Origin of the sequence: Nocardia salmonicida, assembly GCF_036142455.1 — a bacterium.
Taxonomy (GTDB): domain Bacteria; phylum Actinomycetota; class Actinomycetes; order Mycobacteriales; family Mycobacteriaceae; genus Nocardia; species Nocardia salmonicida.
The window spans coordinates 4,824,531-4,847,196 of the sequence record NZ_CP108014.1 but is presented as its reverse complement, the minus strand read 5'-3'; the positions used below and the strand labels follow the sequence as shown (position 1 = coordinate 4,847,196).

The window sequence follows — 22,666 nt, the reverse complement described above, 5'->3', positions numbered from 1 at the left end:
TGCTTCGCGCGTCCTGACCGAACCCGAGACCCTTCGCACTCCGCACGGCGACTTCACGGTGAGCGCTGTCGCGTTCTGGGCCGACGATCCACGTGCCGCGGTCGCGCAGATCCGTGCGGCGATGGTAGGCCGAGTCTGAAGGTTCACCCCTGATCGGGTAGGGGCGCATCGTCAGGGAAACGGCGGACGACCTCGATCGCGCCGACGATATTGCGGTTGAATTCGTCGAGATCCTCTGCGGGGATCCAGTATTCGAGGATGTCGCGGCCACCGGCTTGCTGGACTTCGTAGCGGTCGAGATAGGCGGTGTCGACCTCGAAACGGGTGACGTAGCCCGCGCCGGAGGCCGGGACGTTCCAGTCTCTGGCGATGAGGATCGCGTAGGCCTCGTTGAGGACCGGGTAGAAGATCGGCTGGTCGGGCAGGCGCGGTGGCCAGGTGCGCCAACCGGATTCGGCTACCAGGGCCAGCTCTTCGGGACCGGTCGGGCGCCACAGGGTCGTGGTGTGCATGCAGGCACCGTAGTCGGGCCGGATAACGGGTGGCCAGCGGGTTTCGGCTCGGTTCAGCGGAAGGATTCGAGGCCGGTTACCCGGAGTAGGTCGAGGGCGGTGGCGGAGGGGGTGTGGGGAGGTGCGGAGTAGATGATGACGGTGTGGTCGGTGTCGGGGACGTGCATGGCATCGCAGTCGAGGGTGAGGGCGCCGAGTTCGGGATGGGCGATGGTTTTGGTGAGGCTGTGCATGGCGCTGGAGCGGCCTTCCTGCCAGAGCGACTCGAATTCACTGCTGCCGGTGCGTAATTCGGTGAGCAGTCGGGACAGATCGGGGTCGTCGGGGTAGGCCGCTTTGACCGCGCGCAGGCAGCCGACACAGGCGGCGGCATTGCTCTCGGCCTCTTCTGGCGTCATGACGAGGCGGCCGACGCCGGAGCCGAGAAAGCGTTGCCACATGATGTTGCGCTCGGCCACGGGGATGGCGGAGAAATCACCGAACAGGGCCGCCGACAGGGGATTCCAGGCGAGGACATCGGACTTGGCGGAGAGCACGAGGACGGGCAGATCGGCCAACCGATCCAGCAGTCGTAGCACGCTGGGCCGGATCGCCATCGGAATCCGGCCTGCCTGCGGTGGTTCGGACCCGGCGAGCCGATAGACGAGATCGCGGTCGACATCGGTGAGGCGCAGGGCCCTGGTCAGCGCGCCGAGCACCTGCTCGGACGGTTTGGGTCCGCGACCCTGTTCCAAGCGCACGATGTAGTCGACGCTGACGCCGGCCAGGTTGGCCACCTCTTCACGCCGCAGTCCGGGCACCTGCCTGCGTGATCCGTTCGGCAGTCCCGCGTCGGCGGGGGTCAGCCGAGAACGCGCGGTGCGAAGTACCGTCGCCAATTCCGCTCTGTCCACCTCTCCCATGGTGCCGCAGGACGAGAGTGCGGGGGTGGTACCGCGAGTCCTATGCCGAGCCGGCACTGGAGACCGGGCCGCTCCGGCGCGAATCTGGACCCATGACGACAACGATTGCCTTGGTGACCGGGGCCAACAAGGGGCTGGGACGGGAAACGGTGCGCAGGCTGGCGAGCCAGGGGTGGCAGGTGTTTCTCGGAGCACGCGACACCGCGCGCGGCGAGCGAGCGGCGGCGGAGTTCACCGCGGCTGGGCTCGATGTTCGATTCGTCCCGCTCGATGTGACCTCCGACGACTCCGTCGCCGCGGCCGCGGCGACCGTGCTGGCCACGGCGGGCCGCCTCGACGTGCTCATCAACAACGCGGCCATCGGTGGTCCGCGCAGCGCGCCCTCCGTGACAGGGCCCGATGATCTGCGAGAAGTGTTCGAGGCCAACGTCTTCGGACCGGTCCGGGTCACCAACGCGTTCGTGCCGCTGCTGCGGCATTCGACGCATCCCCGCATTGTGATGGTCTCCAGCAGCGTCGGCACGATCGCCATGATCACCGATCCGAAATGGGCCGGTCTGTTGCCACCGGCTCTCGGTTACCCGAGCACCAAGGCCGCGCTGAACATGATCACCGTCATGTACGCGAGCGAACTCGCCGAGATGAAGGTCAACGCGATCGATCCCGGCTACACCGCCACCGACCTCAACGGGCACAGTGGTTTCCAGACCGTCACCGAGGGCACCGATGCCGTCGTCGCCGTGGCGACGGCCGACCGGGACGGTCCGACCGGCGGATTTTTCGACCGAACGGGCGCCGCGTCGTGGTGAGAGCGTGATGAGAACGGAGAACCCAGTGGCACAACAGAAGACCAACACGGTGCTGTCGCTCGGCCTGCACCCCAGCGCCGTCGACTACTCCCACTACCCGCAGCTCGACGAAGCCACCCTGACCGCCCGCATCGCCACGGGTGAAACCGCCTTGCGCGAAGCGGGTTTCGACATCGTCACCTGTCAGGTCCCGGCCGATCCCGACGCGGCCGAAGCGGTAGTACGCGAGTGCGCGGCGGGCGGGGAATTCCGGGTCGCGATGATCGGCGCGGGCGTGCGGATGGCACCCGAACACACCCTGCTGTTCGAGCGGCTGATCAATGTCGCCGCCGATCTCGCGCCCGGAATCCGCTTCTGTTTCAACACGTCTCCGGAGACCACGATCGACGCCCTGCGGCGCTGGGTCCAGCCCGGCTGATCGTCGAGAGCCTACTTGTGGCCGCCGTGGTCGTGGCTGCAGGTGTCGGTGCGGCGGCCGTCGGCGCTGGCTTGGCCTGCGCCGTGGCCTTCGAGCGCCGCGAACGGGCCGCACTGATGCGGGGCGATCCAGACGTGGACCATCGGATTACCCGAGCCGGGATGGATGGAGTTGGGCGGGCAATTGCCCTGGGCGTCGAGGACACCGGCCACCACGGGGCCGTTGTCGCCCGCCTTCCAGCACAGATTGTCGTGGACGTGCCACTGCATCAGGGAACCGCCGAAGTCCACCAGGCTCGGGTCGTCGATCTTCTTGCCGTTGGCGATGTACATCGCCGAGACGAGGGTGCGGTTGGTTCCGTCGACCCGGTAGACCAGCGACTCCGGGTGGGTGGAGTCGAGGAAGTTGTTGTCGCGGATGTAGCTCATGTTGATGTAGTGCTCGTACCCGGTGGCCGAGTCACCGATCGACCGGAATCCCAGGGCGCCGACGGCATTCACATCCGCGAAGGCGGGCAGGCCGTCGAGAGTGCTGCGCACCAGGTTGGTCGCGCGCGACTGCTGGTCCGACGTCACACCGGAGACGCCCGACAGGTCGATCGGCTTCGTCGGATCCCACGGGCGAGGCCAGTTCGCCTCGGTGCCGTGGTCGTCGCCCGCGCCGTGTGCGTGGTCGCCGCCCGCGGCATGCGCGTGATCGCCCGCGTCGCCGTGACTGTGGACGTGCCCGACGCCGTTGAGCATCGCCGCCAGTGCGAGCACACCCACCGCCGCCGCGGCGATCCCCGACCGCATGGGCGGCAGCGTCGCGGTGGGCCGGACCAGACCGATGCCCGCGGCGAGGGCGGCCAGCGCGCCCAGCGCCGCGCACACGGTGTCGGCCAGCTGCGGTGACTCCGCGGTCAGCCCGGCGATCCACCCCACATCGGCGAACCGGGTGAACGCCCACACCGCGGCCGCGAACGCGTTCACCGCGAGCATCGAACTCACGACGAGCTTGCGCTCGCTCAGCAACACCGCCAACCCGGTCGCGCACTGGACCGCGGCGAGCACCACCATCAGCCGGGCCAGCGTGGCGTGCTCGGTGTGCATTCCCGCCGCCATGAAGTGCACGGCGCCCGCCCCCACCGACGCGATCCCGCCCAATAGCAGGTATCCGTTACGTCCGTTCGCCATCCCAAAGCTCCTGCTGTGTTTTCGGAGCGCTGGCGCGCTCGAGCGGGGCCCTTCGGGCCCCTGATCTTCCCTCCCTCCGGGCACTCCTTCGTCGCACCCTCCACTCAGTCCAGATCAGGGCGGGCCCCTCGGGGGATTTCGTCGGACACTACCGGGGTTCACTGAGGCGCAGGTGCCGGCCGGATAAGAGAACTCTGTGACCCACGTCTCGACCGGAAACGGCGAACGCCGGGTGGATCGCGATGATCCACCCGGCGTCGGTCTTTATGCGAGAACTACGTGGTCGGCTCGAAAGCCTCGCCGATGATCTCGGCCTGTTCCACGGCGTGCACCTTCGACGAACCCGAGGACGGGGCCGACATGGCGCGACGCGAGATGCGACGCAGGCGGCCGAGACGCTCGGGCAGCACCTCGGGGAGGTTGAGGCCGAAGAAGGGCCAGGCGCCCTGGTTGGCCGGCTCTTCCTGGACCCAGGCGATGTCGGTCGCGTTCGGGTACTTGGCCAGCGCTTCGTTGAGGCGGTACGTCGGGATCGGGTAGAGCTGCTCGATCCGGACGATGGCCACGTCTTCGCGCTTGTGCTTGGCCTTCTCCGCGGCGAGCTCGTAGTAGAGCTTGCCCGAGGTCAGCAGGATGCGCTTGACCTTGGCGGTGTCGCCGATGCCCTGTTCGTAGGTGGGCTCGTCGAACACCGAACGGAACTTCGACTCGGTGAAGTCCTTGACGTCGGACACCACAGCCTTGTTGCGCAGCATCGACTTCGGGGTGAAGACGATCAGCGGACGACGGATCCCGTCGAGCGCGTGGCGACGCAGCAGGTGGAAGTAGTTCGCCGGCGTGGACGGCACCGCCACGGTCATCGAGCCCTCAGCGCACAGCTGCAGGAAACGCTCGATGCGACCGGAGGTGTGGTCGGGACCCTGACCCTCGTGGCCGTGCGGCAACAGCAGCACCACGTCGGAGAGCTGGCCCCACTTGGCCTCACCGGAGGAGATGAACTCGTCGATGATCGACTGCGCGCCGTTGACGAAGTCACCGAACTGCGCCTCCCACAACACCAGTGCGTTGGGGTTGCCCAGGGAGTAGCCGTACTCGAAGCCGACCGCGGCGTACTCGCTCAGCGCCGAGTCGTGCACCGCGAACCAGCCCGGGTTCTCCGAGCCGATGTTGTGCAGCGGGGTGTACTCGACCGCGTTGACCCGGTCGATGATGACCGAGTGACGCTGGGTGAAGGTGCCGCGACGCGAATCCTGACCGGTCAGGCGCACATCGTGGCCCTGGTCGATCAGCGAACCGAAGGCGAGCAGCTCGGCGAAGGCCCAGTCGACCTTGCCCTCGTAGGCCATCTCGCGACGCTTCTCCAGCACCGGCTTCACGCGCGGGTGCACGTTGAAACCGTCGGGAGTGTTCAGGAACGCGTCGCCGATGCGCTGCAGCACCGACTTGTCCACCGCGGTGATGACGGTGGCGGGCACCTTCTGATCGTCCTCGACCGACTCCGACGGCTCGGGAATGTACTTCTCCAGCTCGCGGACCTCGTTGAACACGCGCTCCAGCTGACCCTGGTAGTCGCGCAGCGCGTCCTCGGCCTCCTTCATGGAGATGTCGCCACGGCCGATCAGCGATTCGGTGTAGGCCTTACGGACCGAACGCTTGGTGTCGATGACGTCGTACATCTCCGGCTGGGTCATCGAGGGGTCGTCGCCCTCGTTGTGCCCGCGGCGGCGGTAGCAGACGAGGTCGATGACGACGTCCTTGCGGAACTTCTGGCGGAAGTCGACCGCGAGACGCGCGACCCAGTCGCAAGCCTCCGGGTCGTCACCGTTGACGTGGAAGATCGGCGCGCCGATGAACTTCGCGATGTCGGTGGAGTACTCGGTGGAGCGGCTGTTCTCCGGCGCCGTGGTGAAGCCGATCTGGTTGTTCACCACGATGTGGATGGTGCCGCCGACGCGGTAACCACGCAGACCCGACAGGTTCAGCGTCTCGGCGACCACGCCCTGACCGGCGAACGCGGCGTCACCGTGCAGCATCAGCGGCATCACCGAGAAGCCGTCGGGGCCGTCGCCCTTGTCGAGCAGGTCCTGCTTGGCGCGGACCAGACCCTCCAGCACGGGGTCGACCGCCTCGAGGTGCGAGGGGTTGGCGGTGAGCGAGACCTCGATCTCGTTGTCGCCGAACATCTGCAGGTACTGGCCGTGCGCACCGAGGTGGTACTTCACGTCGCCGGAGCCGTGGGTGGCCGCCGGGTTCATGTTGCCCTCGAACTCGGTGAAGATCTTCGAGTACGGCTTGCCGACGATGTTGGCGAGCACGTTGAGGCGACCGCGGTGCGGCATGCCGATGATGACCTCGTCCATCGCGTACTCGGCGCACTGGTCGATGGTGGCGTCCATCATCGGGATGACGGCTTCGGCGCCCTCGAGCGAGAAGCGCTTCTGGCCGACGTACTTGGTCTGCAGGAAGGTCTCGAACGCCTCGGCCGCATTGAGCCGGTTCAGGATGTACTTCTGCTGCGCGACAGTCGGTTTGACGTGCTTCTGCTCGACCCGCTCCTGCATCCACTTGAGCTGATCGGTCTCGAGGATGTGGGTGTACTCCACACCGACGTGGCGGCAGTACGCGTCACGCAGGATCGAGAGCACATCGCGCAGCTTCATCCGGTCCTGGCCGTGGAAACCGCCCACGTCGAAGGTGCGGTCCAGGTCCCACAGGGTGAGGCCGTGCTGGGTGACGTCGAGGTCGGGGTGGCTGCGGAACTTGTCCTTGACCAGACGCAGCGGATCGGTGTCGGCCATCAGGTGACCGCGGTTGCGGTAGGCCGCGATCATCTCGAGCACGCGAGCGCTCTTGTCGACACCGCGCGCGCTGATGTCCTTGCGCCAGCGGATCGGCTCGTACGGCACGCCGAGGCCGTGGAAGATCTCGTCGTAGAACTCGTCGGAGATCAGCAGGTTGTGGATCGTGCGCAGGAAATCGCCCGACTCGGCACCCTGGATGATGCGGTGGTCGTAGGTCGAGGTCAGCGTCATCAGCTTGCCGACGCCGATATCGGCGATCCGCTCGTCGCTCATGCCCTGGAACTCGGCGGGGTACTCCATCGCACCGGCGCCGATGATCGCGCCCTGGCCCGGCATGAGGCGCGGCACCGAGTGGACGGTTCCGATGGTGCCGGGGTTGGTCAGCGAGATGGTGACGCCGGAGAAGTCGTCGTTACCGAGCTTGCCCTCGCGTGCCCGGCGCACGACGTCCTCGTAGGCCGCGTGGAACTGACCGAAGCTCATGTCTTCGGTTTCCTTGATGGCGGCCACGGCCAGCGATCGGTTGCCGTCCTTGCCCTGCAGATCGATCGCCAGGCCCAGGTTGGTGTGGGCCGGGGTGACCGAGTTCGGCTTACCGTCGATCTCGGCGAAGTGGCGGTTCAGGTTCGGGAACGACTTGATCGCCTGCACGATCGCGTAACCCAGCAGGTGGGTGAACGAGATCTTGCCGCCGCGGGTGCGCGCGAGGTGGTTGTTGATCACCAGGCGGTTGTCGATCATCAGCTTGGCCGGGATCGCGCGCACCGACGTAGCGGTGGGGATCGTCAGCGAGGCGGACATGTTCTTGGCGATGGCGGCGGCGGGGCCGCGCAGCACCTTGTTCTCCGGGCCGGTGGCAGCGGCCTTCGGCGCGGAGGTGGTGGCCGGTGCGTTGGACACCGGTGCAGGTGTGGTCTGCGGTGCGCGCACTGTCTTGGCGGCCGGAGCCGGAGCCGGCGCTGGGGCCGGAGCCGCGGCGGGCTTCGGCGGTGCCGTCGCTACCACGGCCTTGGGAGCCGGGGCCTTAGCGGTTGCCGCCTTGGGTGCTGCGGCTGTCGCGGGAGCGGCGGAGGCGACCGGTGCCTCACTGTTACCGGATTCGGTGGCTTCCGGCGTGTAATCCGCGAGGAACTCGTGCCAACTCGCGTCGACCGAGGACGGGTCCTGTTTGAACTTCTGATACATCTCGTCGACTAGCCACTGGTTCTGTCCGAACTGGGAAGTTGAGCTGCTCACAGCTGGTGTTCGCCTCATTTCGTTCTTCGCGCTGCGACGTTTGTGACGTGCCCGGCAGGGGTATCAGCGGATGGCTGCCGATGCGCCCGCACCGAGCATATGCCCAGCGGTTGACAGGCGTCGCTACCGGTCTTGGGTCGACACTATGCCCTCTGCCTCAGTGCCCGCCGCCCAGAGTCGGGAGTAATGACCGCTACTGGTGAGTAGGTCAGACGGCGCGCCGAATTCCACGATACGGCCCTGCTCGACTACCGCAACCAGGTCGGCGCGCGCCGCGGTCGCGAGCCGATGCGCGACCACGACGGTGGTCCGGCCCCGCGCCAGCGATCGGCTCGCTACCAGCACCGATGCCTCGGTTTCCGGGTCAAGGGTGGAGGTGGCCTCGTCGAGCACGAGCAGGTCCGGATCGACCAGTTCGGCCCTGGCCAGCGCGATCAACTGGCGTTGCCCCGCGGAGAGTCCGCGTCCGCGTTCACCGACCGGATGGTGCATTTTCCTGGGTAAACCGTCGATCATCTCCGCCGCACCGACAGTGTCGGCGGCAATCGCGATGTCCACTGATGTGGCAAAAATTTGCCCGAATGCAATGTTGCTCGCCACATCGCCGGTGAACAAGTGAACTTCTTGCGGCACAATTCCCAGCCGCTTGCGGTAGTCGGTGAGCACATATTTACGCAGATCGACACCGTCGACCCGGATCGTGCCCGCCGCCGAATCGGGCGGAAGGTCGTAGAGGCGGGCCAGCAGCTTCACGATCGTCGATTTGCCCGCGCCGGTCGGGCCGACGAGCGCCAGAGTCGCGCCGGGAGGGACGGCGAAGCTCACGCCGTCGAGGGCGGGCGCGCTCGCGCCCGGATAGTGGAAGCGCACGTCGTCGAAGACGATCTCGCCGCGCAGCCGGTCGACGGAAATCGCGTCGGGCGGGTCGGCGGCGATCGACGACGTGGTGCGCAGCAGTTCGCCGATGCGCCGCAGCCCGACTCTGGCCTGCTGATAACCGTCGAAGACCTGGGACAGATCCTGGATGGGACTGAACAGCAGCCCGAGGTAGAGCACGAAGGCCACGAGCGTTCCGGTGGTCGTGCGCCCGTCGGCGACGGCGTTGGCGCCCAGGTAGACCACGACGGCCAAGGCCAGGTCGGCCCAGGCGAGGCCGAAGGAGAAGTAGGCCGCGATCGCGCGTTGGGCGCGGATCCTGGCATCGCGATAGCGGTGGGAGTATTCGGCGAAGCGCCGCGCGGCGGTCGGCTCGTTGCGGGCGGCCTGCACGGCGCGCAGGCCCGCGATGTTCTCCTGGAACCCGGCGTTGACCACCGAGACCCGCTCGCGCGAGACGGTGTAGGCCACCGAGGACACTCGCCGGAAGGCCAGGGTGGCCAGCACCATCGGCGCCACGGCTACCAGGACGACCGCGGCCAGACCGGCATCGATGAAGAACAGCCCGATGGCGACGCCGATCAGGGTGATCAGCGCGACCAGCCCGGTGGCGACGCCGGTCTGCAGGAACGTCGACAGCGCGTCGACGTCGGTGGTCATCCTGGTCATGATGCGGCCGGACAGTTCACGTTCGTAGAAATCCAGTCCGAGCCGCTGCAACTGGGCGTAGCTGCGCACCCGCAGCCCGAACAGCACGCGCTCGCCCGTGCGCGCGGTGAGCACGGTGACCGCGGCGCCGACCACCAGGCCGGCCAGCACGAGACCGATCCCGACCACCGCCGAGACGACGAGCGCGGTGTCGTCGCCCGCGGTGACGCCGGTGTCGATGGCATAGCGGACCAGCGGCGGGAAGGCGATGGCGAGCAGGGCGTCGACGGCGAGCAGTCCCACGACCACACACACCAGACCGCGGACCGGGCGCAGCAGCGCGCGGAGCCCGAAATCGGGTTGGGGCGCGCGCAGGTCGCCGGGCAGCGCGGGGTCTTCGGTGGCCGGTGGCAGGGTGTCGACCGCGGCGCGCAGTTCCGGCGTCTCGCTGAGGTCGTTCGACGCTGACGACATCGACCGTGGTCGGCCCGCGTCGCTGAGGGATTTCGTCATCGTGGCATCGGTCGGCACCACCGATCCGGTGGGCGCGGGCAGCCGGATGACGCGGTCGGCCTGGGCCAGGGTCGATTCGCGGTGCGCCAGGATCAGTGTGGTCCGGCCGCCCCGGTCGGGCAGTCGGCGGAAGATCTCGGCCTCGGTGACGGCGTCGACCGCGGAGGTGGCGTCGTCGAGCACCAGCACGCGGGGCCGGGTGAGCAGCACTCTGGCCAGGGCGATGCGCTGACGTTGTCCACCCGACAGCGTCAGCCCGCGTTCGCCGATCACGGTGTCGTAGCCCTCGGGCAGCGCGACGATGAACTCGTCCGCGGCGGCGGCCGTCGCGGCGGCGGTGATCTCGGCATCGGTGGCGTCGGGCCTGCCGAGCGCGATGTTGGCGGCGATGGTGTCGGAGAACAGGAACGGATCGTCGAAGACGACACCGACCGCGCCGCGCAGCTCGTCGGCGCGCAGATCGGCCAGGTCGACCCGGTCGCCGTCGGTGCCGACGAGGTTGATCCGGCCCGCGTCGGGTGCGTAGAAGCGGGGCAGCAGCAGCGAGAGCGTCGACTTGCCCGAGCCCGCCGGACCGATCACCGCGACCGTCTCGCCGGGTCGCACGGTGAGATCGAGTTCCTGCAGGACCGGTTGGTCGGCCTCGAAACCGAAACTGACAGCGTCGAATTCGATCCCGAGCGGTCCCGGCGGCAGTTCGGCGGGGTCGTCGGGATCGACGAGTACCGGCGCCGCGTCGATCACCCCGAAGACTCGGTCGACGGCGGCTCTGGTGAGTTGAGCCATGATCACGACCGAGGTGATCGTGCGCGCCGAGGACGTCATCGTGGCGAGATAGGCGGTGAACGCGAGGAAGGTGCCGATGCCGACCGCGCCGTGCGAGGCCAGCACCCCGCCGACGATGATCACCGCGACCAGCCCGGCCTGCGGCAGCGCCGACACCACCGGTGCGAATCTGGCATTGATCCGCGCGGCGCGCATCCGCTCGGCGAACAGCAGACGACCGTGGTCTTCGAGGATGTCGACCATCCGGGATTCCTGCCCGAACCCCTTCACCACCCTGACGCCGGTCACCGTCTGCTCGACGTGTTCGGCCAGGTCGGCCGCGCGCTGCTGCGCCGACCAGGTCGCCGCGTAGAGCCGGGGCCGCATCCGCAAGACGATCAGCGCCATCGCGGGCGCGACCAGCAGGGCGGCCAGGGCCAGCGGCGGACTCAACCACACCATCACCACCGCCGACAGCACGAACTGCAATACCGCCAGCCCCGACCACGGCACCATCGCCAGCAGCCCCTGTACGAGCTGTAGGTCGGTGATCGACCGCGACACCACCTGCCCGGTGCGGATCGCGTCCTGCCCGGCGCCATCGAGCCGCTGGAGGGCGGCGAGCAGCGAAATCCTAAGGCTGTGTTGCACTTCCAGCGACAGCTTGCCCGCCCAGAGCCTGCGCGCGAAGGTGACGACGAACCTGGTCACCGCCAGCCCGGCGAGCAGGGCCGCGGCGCCGCCGATCACCGAGGTGTCGCCCACCTGGGCGGCGTCGACCGCGCGTTTGGTGGCCAGCGGCGCGGCGATCGAGACGGCGGCGCCGCCGAGCACCGACACCGCGATGCCCGCCAGCAGCCGAGGGTGTTCCAGGCACAGGCGCCACAGCCTGCGGATCCACCCGTCGGAACCCGTGGTCGCGGGCACTACAGGTCTCGGTTGCGCAGGTCCCACCACCCGAGGGCCCCGACTGCCGCTGCCCACAGCACCAGCACCACCAGTGCCGCCGGTGTCGGCGCGAAGACCTCGGCCTCGGCGAACGAGCCCGCGCTCACCCCCGCCACGGTGGCCGAGACGGGCAGCATCGCGGCGAATCCGCCCGCGCCGAAACCCTTGGCCACCAACCAGATCAGCGGTTCGAGCACGAAGGCCCAGCCGAGCACCAGCCACACGGCGCCGCTGAACGTACGCAGCAGCAGCCCGACTCCGGCGCCGAGCACCGCCCAGCACATGGCAACGAGCAGCCCGGCGGCGAGCACCTCGAACAGCCGCACGCCGAGTTCGAATTTCCCGCGCGCCGCGACCAGCAGCACCAGCAAGCTCACCAGCTCGGCGGCCAACGCGAGTGCGAAGGCGAACGCGGCGGTGGTGACATACTTAGCGGTGACCAGCCGGTCGCGATCGGGCGCGAACAGCACGGTCAGCGCCATGGTCTTGTGCCGGTATTCACCTCCGGTCGAAGCGATGCCGACCAGCGCGGCGACCACGAAGACCGCGATCATCCCGAGGTAGAGGCCGATCGTGGCGGCGCCGGTCGCGGGCTGACCCTTCGGATCGGCGGGTCCGGACATGATCGCGGTGATCAGCGTGCCGACCAGCGCCAGCGCCACCGGCGCCGCCAGCAGCAGCCGGGTCTGGCGCAGCGCGACGACCTTGCGCGCCTCGGTGTCGATACCGGGAACGAGATCGGCGGGGATCACGGAGGTCATCGGGGCACCCCATACGAGGTCGGCGCCGGGGCGTACGCGGCGGGATTCGGCGTGGGCACGGTGTGGCGGTGGCGACGCGGTTTGGTCAGCGAGGCGAGTACCCGATCGGGGTGGATGGGGTCGGCGACGATGCTGCCGAGCCGGACCTGCGCGACCTCGGCGATCGAGCGGATGGTCGCCTCGCTCGCCTCGGCGACGGCCAGGCGTCCGTCGGGTCGCATGACCGCGTCGGTGAACCCGTGGCCCGCCAGCGCGGTCGCCAGCGCGATCGACGGGGACGCGGCGACAACGAGCCGGTCGGGATGGCCGCGGCGCAGCTTGGCCGGTGTGCCCTGCCAGACGACGGTGCCCTCACTGAGCACCACGAGTTGGTCGGCGCTCGACACCACATCGCCCAGCGCGTCGGAACTCGCCAGCACGGCGCCGCCGCGGTTCGCGTGGCGGCGCAGCAGATCGTGCAGCCAGCCGCGTTCGATGCCGTTCGCACCCGCGAACAGATCGTCGAGCACCAGCAGCGGGGGATCGGCCAACAACGCCATCGCCAGCGCCAGGCGCGTCTGCTGGCCTGGATGAAGCTGGGCCACAACGGTTTCGGTGACGGCGGTGAGGCCGGTCTCATCGAGCACCGCGGCCACCCGACGCCGCGACGCTCCCGCGACCGGCGCGTAGCTCCACAGCTGATCGCGCACAGTGCGCGCGGGGTGCAGTCCGCGCGGACTCAGCACCGCCCCGACCGCGGCGGGACCACGGCCGGGGCCCTCGATAGTGCCCGTGGTCGGCTGCCCGAGCCCCAGCACCATCCGCAGCACCGTCGACTTGCCCGCGCCCGTCGGCCCGACGAGCGCGGTGACCGAACCCGTCGGCACGGCGAAGTCGATCTCGTGGACCGCGCTCACCGGACCGAACTGCTTGCCGACGCCACGCACCAGCACGGCATCACCGTCGCGGGGATTGCTCACTTCTTGTTCACCTTGCCGGTGCCGATCGCGGGCAGCGGATCGGCGTCGATCACGTTGTGCAGCGGGGTGGGCCACCTCGCGGGCGCGGGCCCGAAAGCCTTGTGCGCGTTGTCGATCGTGACCTTGCCCAGCGCCCGGTTGCCCGCGCCACCGATGGCGGCGCCGATTCCGGCGGGCAGTATTTTGCCCGCCATCAGCGCGGCCCGCTTGGTGATGAACCGCTTCATGAACTGTTGCAGCAGTTTGCTGTTGATGCCGCCGAGGCCGGGGACGCTGCCCGCCAGCTTGCCTGCCCAATTCTTCGACTGGGTGCTGAGCCCCTTCTGCACGATCGCCATTCCGGCGTCACCGAGCACGACCGCGAGCACCAGCGCGCGCCGGGCTTCCTTGTCCGCGGGCTCGATGCCGTGCACCGCGGCCTGGGCCAGGGTGAACAGGGCCGAGGCTTCCATGAAGAACACGGTCTCCGCGCTGACGGCCCCGAGCGCGGCGATCGTGCCGATCCCGGGCACGGCCGCGGTGGCGCCGACCGCCGCGCCGCTGCCGGTGACGGCGAGCAGGTATTGCTTCTCCAACCGTGCCACGATCTGAGCCGGATTCTCCCCGGGATGACGCTCACGCAGGAACTCGACATAGCGGCGCACAGCAGGCGCCTGCAGCTTGGACCCGGTGTCGAGCACATCGACCACGGCTTTTTCGATCGCGTTCTTGAACACGGCGTCGTCCTCCTCTTCGCCCCAACGAGTCGAACTGTAGGGCACTTCCGTACCCCAGAGCTCATCATGTCAACGAGCACCGACAGCCCGCGGTTCCGTGACGTGCGCGACCGGTTCCTACTGCCGGTCCGACTAGCGGCGTCGATGTGGGGGCCGGGTTCTACGCTGACCTGATGAGTGGAACCCAGCCAACCCGACTGTCACGCGAGTTCACCGAAACCGGTGCCGAGTTCGCGACGATCACCATCGACCACCCGCCGCTGAACCTGTTCGATCGCGGACTCATGGCCGCGCTGACCGCCGATATCGCCGCGGTGGGCGCACTGCCGCCGCGCGCGCTGCTGATCAGGGCCGAGGGCAAGGTCGTCTCGGGTGGTGTCGACGTGAACATCTTCGACGGCCGCACCGTCGAGGAAGGCGCGCAGCTGTGGCGTGAGCTGTTCGCGCAGATCATCCACCCGCTCGAGGCGCTGCCGTGCCCGGTGGTGTTCGCCGCGCACGGGCTCACTCTCACCGCCGCCTTCGAGATGTCGCTTGCGTGCGACATCATCCTGGCCGCACCGAAGGCGAAGTTCGGGCTGGTGGAGACCGTGGTCGGACTCACGCCGTCGATGGGCGGGCCGCAGCGGCTGGCCGAGCGCGCAGGCTCGGGCCGGGCCCGCGAGTTCGTGATGACCGGCGACCTCTACAGCGCGGCGACGATGGCCGAGTGGGGCGTGGTCAACGCGATCCACGACGACCTGGATACCGCGGCCGCGGCGCTGGTCGCCCGTCTGGCCGAGGGCCCGACCCGCGCGCACGCCGCCACCAAGCAGATCATCGAGGCCTGGCGTTCCGGCGGTGTGGCACACGCTGATTCGGTGACTCCGGAGGTGTCGGGCGCGCTGTTCGACACCGCGGACCTGCGTGGCGCGGTCCGCAGCTTCCTCGAGGTCGGACCAGGTAAAGCGAGCTATCGCGGCGAATGAGCTCGCCGAGTGCCTGACAGCGCTGTGATCCACGTCATATAGTCACAGGTGCGGCTGTATCGACGTACGGAGGTCCGGATGGGTCATGGCGAGCACGAACCGGGCGCGGCCGTCTTCGAGTTCCCCGCCACCAGTGCGGCAACGCAGCTGCGGCGGGGCTCCGACGGCGTGCTGCGCTACGGCGACCTCAGCCCGGCCCTCACCGAACTGCTCGATCTGCGGGTGCACTCGTTCACGAATCGGGAGGCGGTCGTCGAGGTCGGCGGCCCGCGCCTGACCTACCGCGAACTCTGGCACAGCGCCTCGCGGATCGCGGGCGGCTTGCAGGACCATGGCATCGGCTACGGCGACCGGGTGGCGGTGCACATGCCCACCGGCGCGCGCTGGGTGCAGGCGTTTCTCGGCGCACTGCTCTCGGGCGCGGTGCCGGTGCTGGTGCCCGACGCCTTGCCCGCCGCGATCGCCGACCGGGTGATCGCCGACAGCAGAGCCGATTTCGTGCTCGGTCCAGACGGACCGCTGCCCGACAGCACCGCCTACATCGATGACGGTGCGGCACTGGCTGATCCGGCCCTGCTCTGCTACACCGGTACCGCCGCGCGCCGGTCCATGCCCGCGGGCGTCGAGCTGACCAACGAGAATCTGCTCTCGGCGGTGTCGTCGGTGGTCGGGGCGCTCGGGTTGCCCGCCGACGGGTTGCGCAATCTCGTGTTGTTGCCGCTGGCCCACGCCAGCGGTTGCGTCGACCAGCTGCTGCCCACCTTCGCCGTCGGCGGCACGGTGGTCCTCGCGCCGGGAGCCCGCCGACTCGCCGATGTGTTGGTGAGCGAGCGGATCGACACCGTCTCGGCCACGCCGCGGATCTTCGCCGGGCTGGTCCCAGAACTCGTCGCCCGCCGCACCGGTGAGGGTGTGCGCAGGATCAGTAAGGCCTGTCACCGTTCCGAACGTGCCGCCGCCGCAGCCCCCGCCACGCTCGCTACCGCGCTGCGGGGGCTGTTCCCCTCGGCCAAGCAGTGGTCGGTGTGGGGCGCCACCGAGACCAGCGGAATCGGGCTGGTGGTCGACGACACCGAGCTCGCCGACTCCGATGCGACCCTCGGGTTCGCCTTCGGTGGAACAGAATTGGCGCTCGCCGGGCCACGGGCCAGTTCGGGGCACGGTGAATTGCTGTGTCGCGGGCCCAATGTCAGCCACCGCTACTGGAACGACCCCGATGCCTCGGCTGCCCGCTTCAGCGGAAGCTGGTTCCACACGGGCGATTTCGTCAGCATCGACGCCGACGGACTGGTCCGGCTCGACACGGCCCGCCGAGTCAGCGGGCTGTGATCGAGGCCGGGTCGCCGCAGCGGCTCCGGTTACACCAGGCGTGCCCGCAGGGCCGCACGCAGGTCGCCGGTGAGGCCGACCATCGTGAGGTAGTTCTCGAGGTGGCCGTGGTTCGCGCGCACGCTCTCGTCGGCGGTGCGCAGGTATTCCTCGCGCACGCCGAGTAGGTCCGCCGACAGCGCGTCGCCGTTGCCGATCTTCGGTTCCAGCAGCCTGCGCAGCGGCTCGACGGCGGCGTTGCTGGCGAGGAAGTCGGCGTACACGTCCTCTTCGGTGACGCCGACCGCGCGCAACACGGTGGCCACCGCCCAGCCGGTGCGGTCCTTGCCCGCCGCGCAGTGCACCAGCACCGCGCCGTCGCCGCGCACGATGGAGCCGGCCAGTTCGGCGATCGCGGTGTGGGCCTCCGGCAGTGTCGGGAAGGCTCGGTAGACCTCGATCATGTGCGTGAACGCCGAGATGGTCTTGGCCTCGTGCGGCGGCGCCTCCTCCATCCGCGAATCGAAGGGCGTCACGTGCAGGCGCACGTCATCGGGCAGGGTGTCGTGGCCGATGTGGTCGATCTCGACGATGCCGCGCAGATCGTGCACATCGGTGACCGACAATTCACGCAGGGTGTCGTGGCCCCTGTCGTCCAGACCGCTCAGCTGGGCGGATCGCAGCAGTACGCCGGGGCGAACCGTGGTGCCGTCGGCGGTGCGAAGGCCGCCCACATCGCGGAAATTGAAGGTGCCGCTGAGAGCGAACTGGTCGGCGGGAGGCGAGAGAGTCACCCGACCAGGTTATCGGCGACTCCGGTGCCGCCGCGCCCGAGTTCGCGGATCGGTCATCTGCTGTGTTGTGTCTGTTACGACGGGTGCCACTGTGCCGTCGCCCACACCTCCGTGGCTGACCAGGGCCTACTTTGTACAATCGACCAGATGCGCGGATTCCGGTGCAGGGGTGTCGGATAACCGGGAATGCGACAAATTAAGGCCGTATGGTCGGTTTTACATAAGGTCGCATTCGGATAACAAAACAATCTTTCAGTCTGAAAAGGATGGCTGAACCAGTTCATGAATCCTGAAAATCTTCTAAGATCGAGCTCGGTGACCACCAAGCTCGCATCGCCGCGGGCAGCGATATTTGTTGCCGAGGAGTCGTCGTTGAGCGCCAGTCGTGAACTAACTGAAATTTCGCTTCGGCCAGCCGTATGCGATGCCGTCGAACAAGCCGCCGCCAGTTCGGATGCCACCGGTGTTCGGGCGCTGCGGGTGTTCCTACATGCCGGGCTCAGTACCTACTGGCCGCTGGTGAAGGCCGCGCCGGCCCGGCGAATAGCCGCCTACGAAGCCGCGTTGCAGACCCTGCGCTTGCGGTGGGCGCCCACGGGCGACACCATCGGCGATCCGACCGCCGTCGCGATGTTCCGTGAGATGGACGACGAGGCCGCCGACTTCCTCGGGTTGTGTGCGCGCCTGTCCGGCACGCAGTGGCTCGAGCCGGTCGATTCGGTCGCGGGCTATCTCGTCTCGGTGTTCCATGGCGCGGTCCTGCGCTGGCTCGCCGACGGCAACGACGAGACCATCCTCGTGGTGATCGACGACCTCGTCGGCTGCCTGACCCTGAAGGCCGTCGAAAGCTGAGCGGCAATGCTGGACGACTGACCAAATAGGTGGTTCAGTAGTCGAGTGACCCAGACGACATCGCTGCACCATCTGCACGCGGCGACCGCGGAGCTCGACCCGCCGCTGGCCGCCCTCGACCTGACCGCGCTCGAACGCAATGCCGCCGACCTGGTCCGGCGGGCCAACGGCACCGCGATCCGGGTGGCCAGTAAGTCGGTCCGCTGCCGCGCCGTGCTCGAGCGCGTGCTCGGCGGCGAACTCACCGCCCGCGGCGGCTTCGCCGGGATCATGGCGTACTCGCTGCGCGAGGCCATCTGGCTGGCCCGGCTCGGCGCCCGCGACGTCCTGCTCGGCTACCCGGTTCTCGACCGTGCCGGCCTGGCCGAACTCGCCGCTGCCCCGAATCTGCTCGCGGCGATCACGCTGATGATCGACGATGTCGCCCAACTCGAACTCACCCGCGCCGCGCTGGGCACCGACCTGGTCCACCCCCGCGTCTGTCTCGATGTCGACGCCGCCCTGCGGATCGGCCCGCTGCACCTGGGCGCCCGGCGCTCACCGGTGCGCAGTCCCGAGCAGGCAGGCGAGTTGGCCGCCGAAGCGCTGCGGCGCGGGTTCGATGTGGTCGGCGTGATGACCTACGAGTCGCAGATCGCCGGTCTGCCCGACAGCAATCCGGCGGTGCGCGTGGTGAAACGCTTGTCCGCCATCGAAATCGGGCGAAGGCGCACCCGAGTGCTCGACGCGGTACGCGCGGTGACCGGCCCGCTGGAGATCGTCAACAGCGGCGGCACCGGTTCGATCGAAGTCTCGATCACCGATCCCGATGTCACCGAGGTGACCGCCGGTTCCGGTCTCTACGTGCCGACCCTGTTCGATCACTACCGCTCGTTCACCCCGCGTCCCGCGCTGTTCTTCGCCACCCCGGTCCTGCGCAAACCCACGCCGAGCATCGCCACCGTCTTCGCGGGCGGCTACATCGCGTCCGGCCCCGCTGGTCCCAGCCGGGTGCCCGCTCCGATCTGGCCCGCAGGGCTGAAACTGCTCGGCTCCGAAGGCGCGGGCGAGGTCCAGACACCCCTGGCCGGCGGTGCCGAACTCGAGATCGGTGACCGGGTCTGGTTCCGCCACGCCAAGGCGGGCGAGCTGTGTGAACGCTTCACCGAGATTCACATGGTCGACGAATCCGGCGCACGCACAACAGTTCCCACCTACCGCGGCGAAGGTCAGTGCTTCGGCTGAGACCGACGTTTCCGCTCAGCGCAGCAGAGCGGTGACCTCGTCGTCCTCGAGTTGATGGAAGTCGTCGTAGGCCAGGCCGACACCGCCCAGGTCGATCGGCATCCACAGGCAGACGAGTTCGTCGCACTCGCGCTCGACCCGTCGCGCCGCCTCGGGTGAGGACACCGGCATGGCCACCACCAGTCGATCGGGCCGCTGCGCGCGCGCCACCCGGCACGCGGCCACCACCGTCGCCCCGGTCGCCATCCCGTCGTCGACGATCACCACCGTGCGCCGTGCCAAGGGAACACGGGGGCCGACGCGCAGGATCGCCTTCCGGCGGCGGAGTTCGGCCCGTTCGGCCTGCTCCACCTCGTCGAACGCCTCGGCGCTCACCCCGCTGCGATCGACCACGTCACGATTGAGAACCAGGAGCCCGCTCTCCCCGAGCGCCCCCATCGCCAGCTCCGGCTGCCACGGCAGGCCCAGCTTGCGCACCAGCAGCACGTCGAGTTCCCCGCCGATCGCCGTGCTCACCGCCGCCGCCACCGGCACGCCCCCGCGTGGCAACCCGAGCACCAGCGGGCGGCTGGCCCGCAGGTGTTCGAGAGCCGTGCCGAGGGCGCGGCCCGCCGCCGTGCGATCCGGGTAGACCATCGCTTCGAACGCTACTCCGGTGGCGAACCCTCGGAAATGGTGAAACGACGCAGCGACAGGCTGGGGTTGGCGGCGCGCACCCTGGCCAGATGCGCAGGCTCCACCGTCGCGATGAGGACGCCGGGCTCGTCGCCGAGTTCGGCGAGCACCGTCCCCGCCGGATCCACGATCATCGACGCGCCCGCGCCGCGTGGCGCGCACTGATCGGCCGCCGCCACGTACACCGTGTTCTCGATGGCGCGCGCCCGCAGCAGCGTCGTCCACTGGTCGACCTTGGCGGGGCCGGGTATCCACTGCGCGGGTAGCAGCAGCACGTGTGCGCCCGCCGCCGCGACACGCCGACATCCCTCCGGAAAACGCAGATCGAAACAGGTCTGCATGCCGAATATCACACCGTCGACAGCGAATGTGGCAGGTGCGACGAGCGGTCCGGCGGCCACCACATCCGATTCCAGATGTCCGAACGCGTCGTACAAATGCACCTTTCGATACACCGCCACCCGCGCGCCGTCCGGACCGTGCGCGACGAGCGTATTGCTGATGCGGGTCGCTTCCGGCGCGGGCAACTCCACCACACCGGCCACCAGGAACACTCCGAATTCGGCTGCGAGCGCAGCGAGTCCGGTGGTGAAAGGACCGTCGAGCGGTTGCGCGATCGCGACGACACGCTCGTCCAAGCGAGTCACGGCAAACATCGAGTATTCGGGCGCGACCACCACGCGGGCGCCCGCGTCGGCCGCCGTCCGCACGTGTTCGCGCAGGGTCGTCAAATTGGTGTCGGGGTCGGTTTCGGGCGCGAATTGGACCACGGCAATCGGCACCGTCACCGGCTCGGGTTCCTGATGTGTTGACCCGTTCTGCAGTTGCATAGGTCTCACCGTATTCACCTGGTGGTTGGGGCAGCTACCTCCAGGCAGTAAACTCGTGGTCAATGAACACAAATGAGGTCGACAGCGTTCCTGCCGACAACGACAGGCACGACACCGGCCCGACCTTCGCCGATCTCGGCATCGATGACCGCGTACTCGCGGCCATCGCCGATGTGGGCTACGAGTCGCCGTCCCCGATTCAGGCGGCGACGATTCCCCCGCTCCTCTCCGGCGCGGATGTCGTCGGCCTCGCCCAGACGGGCACCGGCAAAACCGCGGCATTCGCGATCCCGATCCTGATGAATCTGGACACCGCGCAGAAGAAGCCGAGCGCCCTGGTGCTCGCGCCGACTCGTGAGCTCGCGATCCAGGTCGCCGAGGCCTTCGGTAAGTACTCCTCGCACATTCCGGGTCTGCACGTGCTGCCGATCTACGGCGGGCAGAGCTACGGCGTGCAGCTGTCGGGTCTGCGGCGCGGCGCGCACGTCGTCGTCGGTACGCCCGGCCGTGTGATCGATCACCTGGAGAAGGGCACGCTCGACCTTTCGCAGCTGCGCTACCTGGTGCTCGACGAGGCCGACGAGATGCTCAAGATGGGCTTCCAGGAAGACGTCGAGCGCATCCTGCGTGACACCCCCAAGGACAAGCAGGTCGCGCTGTTCTCGGCCACCATGCCGGGCGTGATCCGCAAGATCTCCAAGCAGTACCTCAACGATCCGGTCGAGATCACGGTCAAGTCCACGACGCAGACCAGCTCCAACATCACTCAGCGCTATGTGCAGGTGTCGCATCAGCGCAAGCTCGATGCCCTGACTCGCGTGCTCGAGGTCGAGACCTTCGAGGCGATGATCATCTTCGTGCGCACCAAGCAGGCCACCGAAGAGCTGGCCGAGAAGCTGCGCTCGCGTGGTTTCTCCGCCGCCGCGATCAACGGCGACATCGCGCAGAATCAGCGTGAACGCACCATCGGGCAGCTGAAGTCGGGCGGGATCGACATCCTGGTCGCCACCGATGTCGCCGCGCGTGGTCTGGACGTCGACCGCATCTCCCACGTCGTCAACTACGACATCCCGCACGACACCGAGTCCTACGTGCACCGCATCGGTCGCACCGGCCGCGCAGGCCGTTCGGGCGAGGCGCTGCTGTTCGTGGCCCCGCGTGAGCGTCATCTGCTCAAGTCGATCGAGCGGGCCACCAGGAGCGCGCTCACCGAGATGCAGTTGCCGAGCGTCGACGACGTGAACGCGACGCGCGCCTCCAAGTTCGGTGACTCGATCACCGAGAACCTGGCTTCGGACAACATCGCGCTGTTCCGCAAGCTGATCGAGGACTACGAGGCCGAGCACAACACCCCGCTCGCCGATATCGCCGCGGCACTGGCCGTGGGCGGCTACGACGGCGACAACTTCTTCATGTCGCCCGAGCCGGAGCCCGCACCGCGTCGCGAGCGTGATTTCGATCGCGACCGTGAGCGTGCGCCGCGCCGCTACGACGACGAGGACCGCGCCCCGCGCCCGCCGTCGTTCAACCGGGAGAACGGCGAAGAACTCGCCACCTACCGGATCAGCGTCGGCAAGCGCCATCGCGTGGTGCCCGGCGCGATCGTCGGCGCCATCGCCAACGAGGGTGGGCTGCGTCGCAGCGACTTCGGTCACATCAGCATCCGGCCCGATTACAGCCTGGTCGAGCTGCCTGCCAATCTGCCCAACGAAACGCTGGAAGCCTTGCGGCGCACCAGGATCAGCGGCGTGCTGATCCAGCTGACGCCCGACCAGGGCGCACCGGCGCAACGGCTCAATGCTCGTGGCCCGCGCCGCGACCGCGAGGCGCGTCCGCGGACCGAACGGCGCAAGCCGCGCACCTGAGTCCCGCTCGCGTGCACCAGGGCCGAGGTCAGGCGCATTCGCCCTGCCCACGGGTCGTACCCTGGTCTCTCGCAACGCTGGTTAAGGTGTTGGGCGTCGGGTGTTCGTGAA

18 protein-coding genes are annotated in these 22,666 nt (G+C 68.5%); 7 read left to right on the top strand and 11 right to left on the bottom strand.

The features are described 5' to 3' along the window. Window positions 1–143 precede the first annotated feature (143 nt). Complete coding sequence (locus OHS03_RS22735) at window positions 144–512, bottom strand: ADP-ribosylation/crystallin J1 (protein WP_328656879.1); 369 nt, start codon at window positions 510–512, stop codon at window positions 144–146. Between the two features lie 53 nt (window positions 513–565). Further along, window positions 566–1,405, bottom strand: a complete 840-nt coding sequence (locus OHS03_RS22730; RefSeq protein WP_405148244.1) for a helix-turn-helix transcriptional regulator — start codon at window positions 1,403–1,405, stop codon at window positions 566–568. A gap of 101 nt (window positions 1,406–1,506) precedes the next feature. Between OHS03_RS22730 and OHS03_RS22725 the strand changes: the two genes are divergently transcribed. Both OHS03_RS22725 and OHS03_RS22720 read left to right on the top strand, forming a co-directional pair. Then, on the top strand, window positions 1,507–2,223 hold the full coding sequence (locus OHS03_RS22725) for an SDR family NAD(P)-dependent oxidoreductase (protein WP_328656875.1): 717 nt from the start codon (window positions 1,507–1,509) through the stop codon (window positions 2,221–2,223). A 25-nt stretch (window positions 2,224–2,248) separates the two neighbouring features. Then, window positions 2,249–2,641: a hypothetical protein gene (locus OHS03_RS22720; RefSeq protein ID WP_328656873.1), complete on the top strand. Its 393-nt coding sequence runs from the start codon at window positions 2,249–2,251 to the stop codon at window positions 2,639–2,641. A gap of 11 nt (window positions 2,642–2,652) precedes the next feature. Here the strand turns inward: OHS03_RS22720 and OHS03_RS22715 are convergent, their stop codons facing one another. The 6 genes from OHS03_RS22715 to OHS03_RS22690 form a co-directional block, all read right to left on the bottom strand. Continuing rightward, the gene (locus OHS03_RS22715) at window positions 2,653–3,816 is read right to left on the bottom strand and encodes a hypothetical protein (RefSeq protein WP_328656871.1); all 1,164 of its coding nucleotides are present in this window, start codon (window positions 3,814–3,816) and stop codon (window positions 2,653–2,655) included. 275 nt (window positions 3,817–4,091) lie between these two features. Further along, the gene (locus tag OHS03_RS22710; RefSeq protein WP_328656870.1) at window positions 4,092–7,871 is read right to left on the bottom strand and encodes a multifunctional oxoglutarate decarboxylase/oxoglutarate dehydrogenase thiamine pyrophosphate-binding subunit/dihydrolipoyllysine-residue succinyltransferase subunit; all 3,780 of its coding nucleotides are present in this window, start codon (window positions 7,869–7,871) and stop codon (window positions 4,092–4,094) included. Between the two features lie 105 nt (window positions 7,872–7,976). Next, a complete protein-coding gene (locus tag OHS03_RS22705; RefSeq protein WP_328656868.1) occupies window positions 7,977–11,582 on the bottom strand; it encodes an ABC transporter ATP-binding protein in 3,606 nt (1,201 codons plus the stop codon). After that, window positions 11,582–12,364, bottom strand: coding sequence for an ABC transporter permease (locus OHS03_RS22700; RefSeq protein WP_328656866.1), 783 nt, complete (start codon window positions 12,362–12,364; stop codon window positions 11,582–11,584). Before OHS03_RS22700 ends, OHS03_RS22705 begins: the two co-directional genes overlap by 1 nt. Then, the gene (locus OHS03_RS22695; RefSeq protein ID WP_328656864.1) at window positions 12,361–13,323 is read right to left on the bottom strand and encodes an ATP-binding cassette domain-containing protein; all 963 of its coding nucleotides are present in this window, start codon (window positions 13,321–13,323) and stop codon (window positions 12,361–12,363) included. The genes OHS03_RS22700 and OHS03_RS22695 overlap by 4 nt, the downstream gene beginning before the upstream one ends. Further along, complete coding sequence (locus tag OHS03_RS22690) at window positions 13,320–14,039, bottom strand: hypothetical protein (protein ID WP_328656862.1); 720 nt, start codon at window positions 14,037–14,039, stop codon at window positions 13,320–13,322. The genes OHS03_RS22695 and OHS03_RS22690 overlap by 4 nt, the downstream gene beginning before the upstream one ends. Window positions 14,040–14,212: 173 nt before the next feature. Between OHS03_RS22690 and OHS03_RS22685 the strand changes: the two genes are divergently transcribed. Together OHS03_RS22685 and OHS03_RS22680 are read left to right on the top strand one after the other, a co-directional pair. Continuing rightward, window positions 14,213–15,007 (top strand): enoyl-CoA hydratase/isomerase family protein, encoded by a 795-nt coding sequence (locus OHS03_RS22685; protein WP_328656860.1) that lies wholly within the window; start codon window positions 14,213–14,215, stop codon window positions 15,005–15,007. A 78-nt stretch (window positions 15,008–15,085) separates the two neighbouring features. Further along, the gene (locus OHS03_RS22680; RefSeq protein ID WP_056813233.1) at window positions 15,086–16,336 is read left to right on the top strand and encodes a class I adenylate-forming enzyme family protein; all 1,251 of its coding nucleotides are present in this window, start codon (window positions 15,086–15,088) and stop codon (window positions 16,334–16,336) included. 29 nt (window positions 16,337–16,365) lie between these two features. Here OHS03_RS22680 and OHS03_RS22675 read toward each other — a convergent pair whose 3' ends face one another. Then, complete coding sequence (locus OHS03_RS22675) at window positions 16,366–17,109, bottom strand: tyrosine-protein phosphatase (protein WP_328656858.1); 744 nt, start codon at window positions 17,107–17,109, stop codon at window positions 16,366–16,368. A gap of 315 nt (window positions 17,110–17,424) precedes the next feature. On the opposite strand from OHS03_RS22675, the gene OHS03_RS22670 reads away from it, so the two are divergent. Both OHS03_RS22670 and OHS03_RS22665 read left to right on the top strand, forming a co-directional pair. Then, entirely contained in the window at window positions 17,425–17,961 is a 537-nt protein-coding gene (locus OHS03_RS22670; RefSeq protein ID WP_235569362.1) for a TetR family transcriptional regulator, read from the top strand. A gap of 45 nt (window positions 17,962–18,006) precedes the next feature. Beyond that, window positions 18,007–19,185 (top strand): amino acid deaminase/aldolase, encoded by a 1,179-nt coding sequence (locus OHS03_RS22665; protein ID WP_328656856.1) that lies wholly within the window; start codon window positions 18,007–18,009, stop codon window positions 19,183–19,185. 15 nt (window positions 19,186–19,200) lie between these two features. Here OHS03_RS22665 and OHS03_RS22660 read toward each other — a convergent pair whose 3' ends face one another. Together OHS03_RS22660 and OHS03_RS22655 are read right to left on the bottom strand one after the other, a co-directional pair. After that, the gene (locus tag OHS03_RS22660; RefSeq protein WP_328656854.1) at window positions 19,201–19,821 is read right to left on the bottom strand and encodes a phosphoribosyltransferase; all 621 of its coding nucleotides are present in this window, start codon (window positions 19,819–19,821) and stop codon (window positions 19,201–19,203) included. 11 nt (window positions 19,822–19,832) lie between these two features. Further along, on the bottom strand, window positions 19,833–20,690 hold the full coding sequence (locus tag OHS03_RS22655) for a carbon-nitrogen hydrolase family protein (RefSeq protein ID WP_328656851.1): 858 nt from the start codon (window positions 20,688–20,690) through the stop codon (window positions 19,833–19,835). 62 nt (window positions 20,691–20,752) lie between these two features. Here OHS03_RS22655 and OHS03_RS22650 point away from each other — a divergent pair, with 62 nt between their 5' ends. Beyond that, window positions 20,753–22,555 (top strand): DEAD/DEAH box helicase, encoded by a 1,803-nt coding sequence (locus OHS03_RS22650; protein WP_056813218.1) that lies wholly within the window; start codon window positions 20,753–20,755, stop codon window positions 22,553–22,555. Window positions 22,556–22,666 lie beyond the last annotated feature (111 nt).

Coding starts and splice junctions, on each gene's coding strand:
- OHS03_RS22735 (WP_328656879.1), bottom strand. CDS start 512: ATGCACACCACGACCCTGTGGCGCCCGACCGGTCCCGAAGAGCTGGCC.
- OHS03_RS22725 (WP_328656875.1), top strand. CDS start 1,507: ATGACGACAACGATTGCCTTGGTGACCGGGGCCAACAAGGGGCTGGGA.
- OHS03_RS22715 (WP_328656871.1), bottom strand. CDS start 3,816: ATGGCGAACGGACGTAACGGATACCTGCTATTGGGCGGGATCGCGTCG.
- OHS03_RS22710 (WP_328656870.1), bottom strand. CDS start 7,871: ATGAGGCGAACACCAGCTGTGAGCAGCTCAACTTCCCAGTTCGGACAG.
- OHS03_RS22700 (WP_328656866.1), bottom strand. CDS start 12,364: ATGACCTCCGTGATCCCCGCCGATCTCGTTCCCGGTATCGACACCGAG.
- OHS03_RS22685 (WP_328656860.1), top strand. CDS start 14,213: ATGAGTGGAACCCAGCCAACCCGACTGTCACGCGAGTTCACCGAAACC.
- OHS03_RS22680 (WP_056813233.1), top strand. CDS start 15,086: ATGGGTCATGGCGAGCACGAACCGGGCGCGGCCGTCTTCGAGTTCCCC.
- OHS03_RS22660 (WP_328656854.1), bottom strand. CDS start 19,821: ATGGTCTACCCGGATCGCACGGCGGCGGGCCGCGCCCTCGGCACGGCT.
- OHS03_RS22655 (WP_328656851.1), bottom strand. CDS start 20,690: ATGCAACTGCAGAACGGGTCAACACATCAGGAACCCGAGCCGGTGACG.
- OHS03_RS22650 (WP_056813218.1), top strand. CDS start 20,753: ATGAACACAAATGAGGTCGACAGCGTTCCTGCCGACAACGACAGGCAC.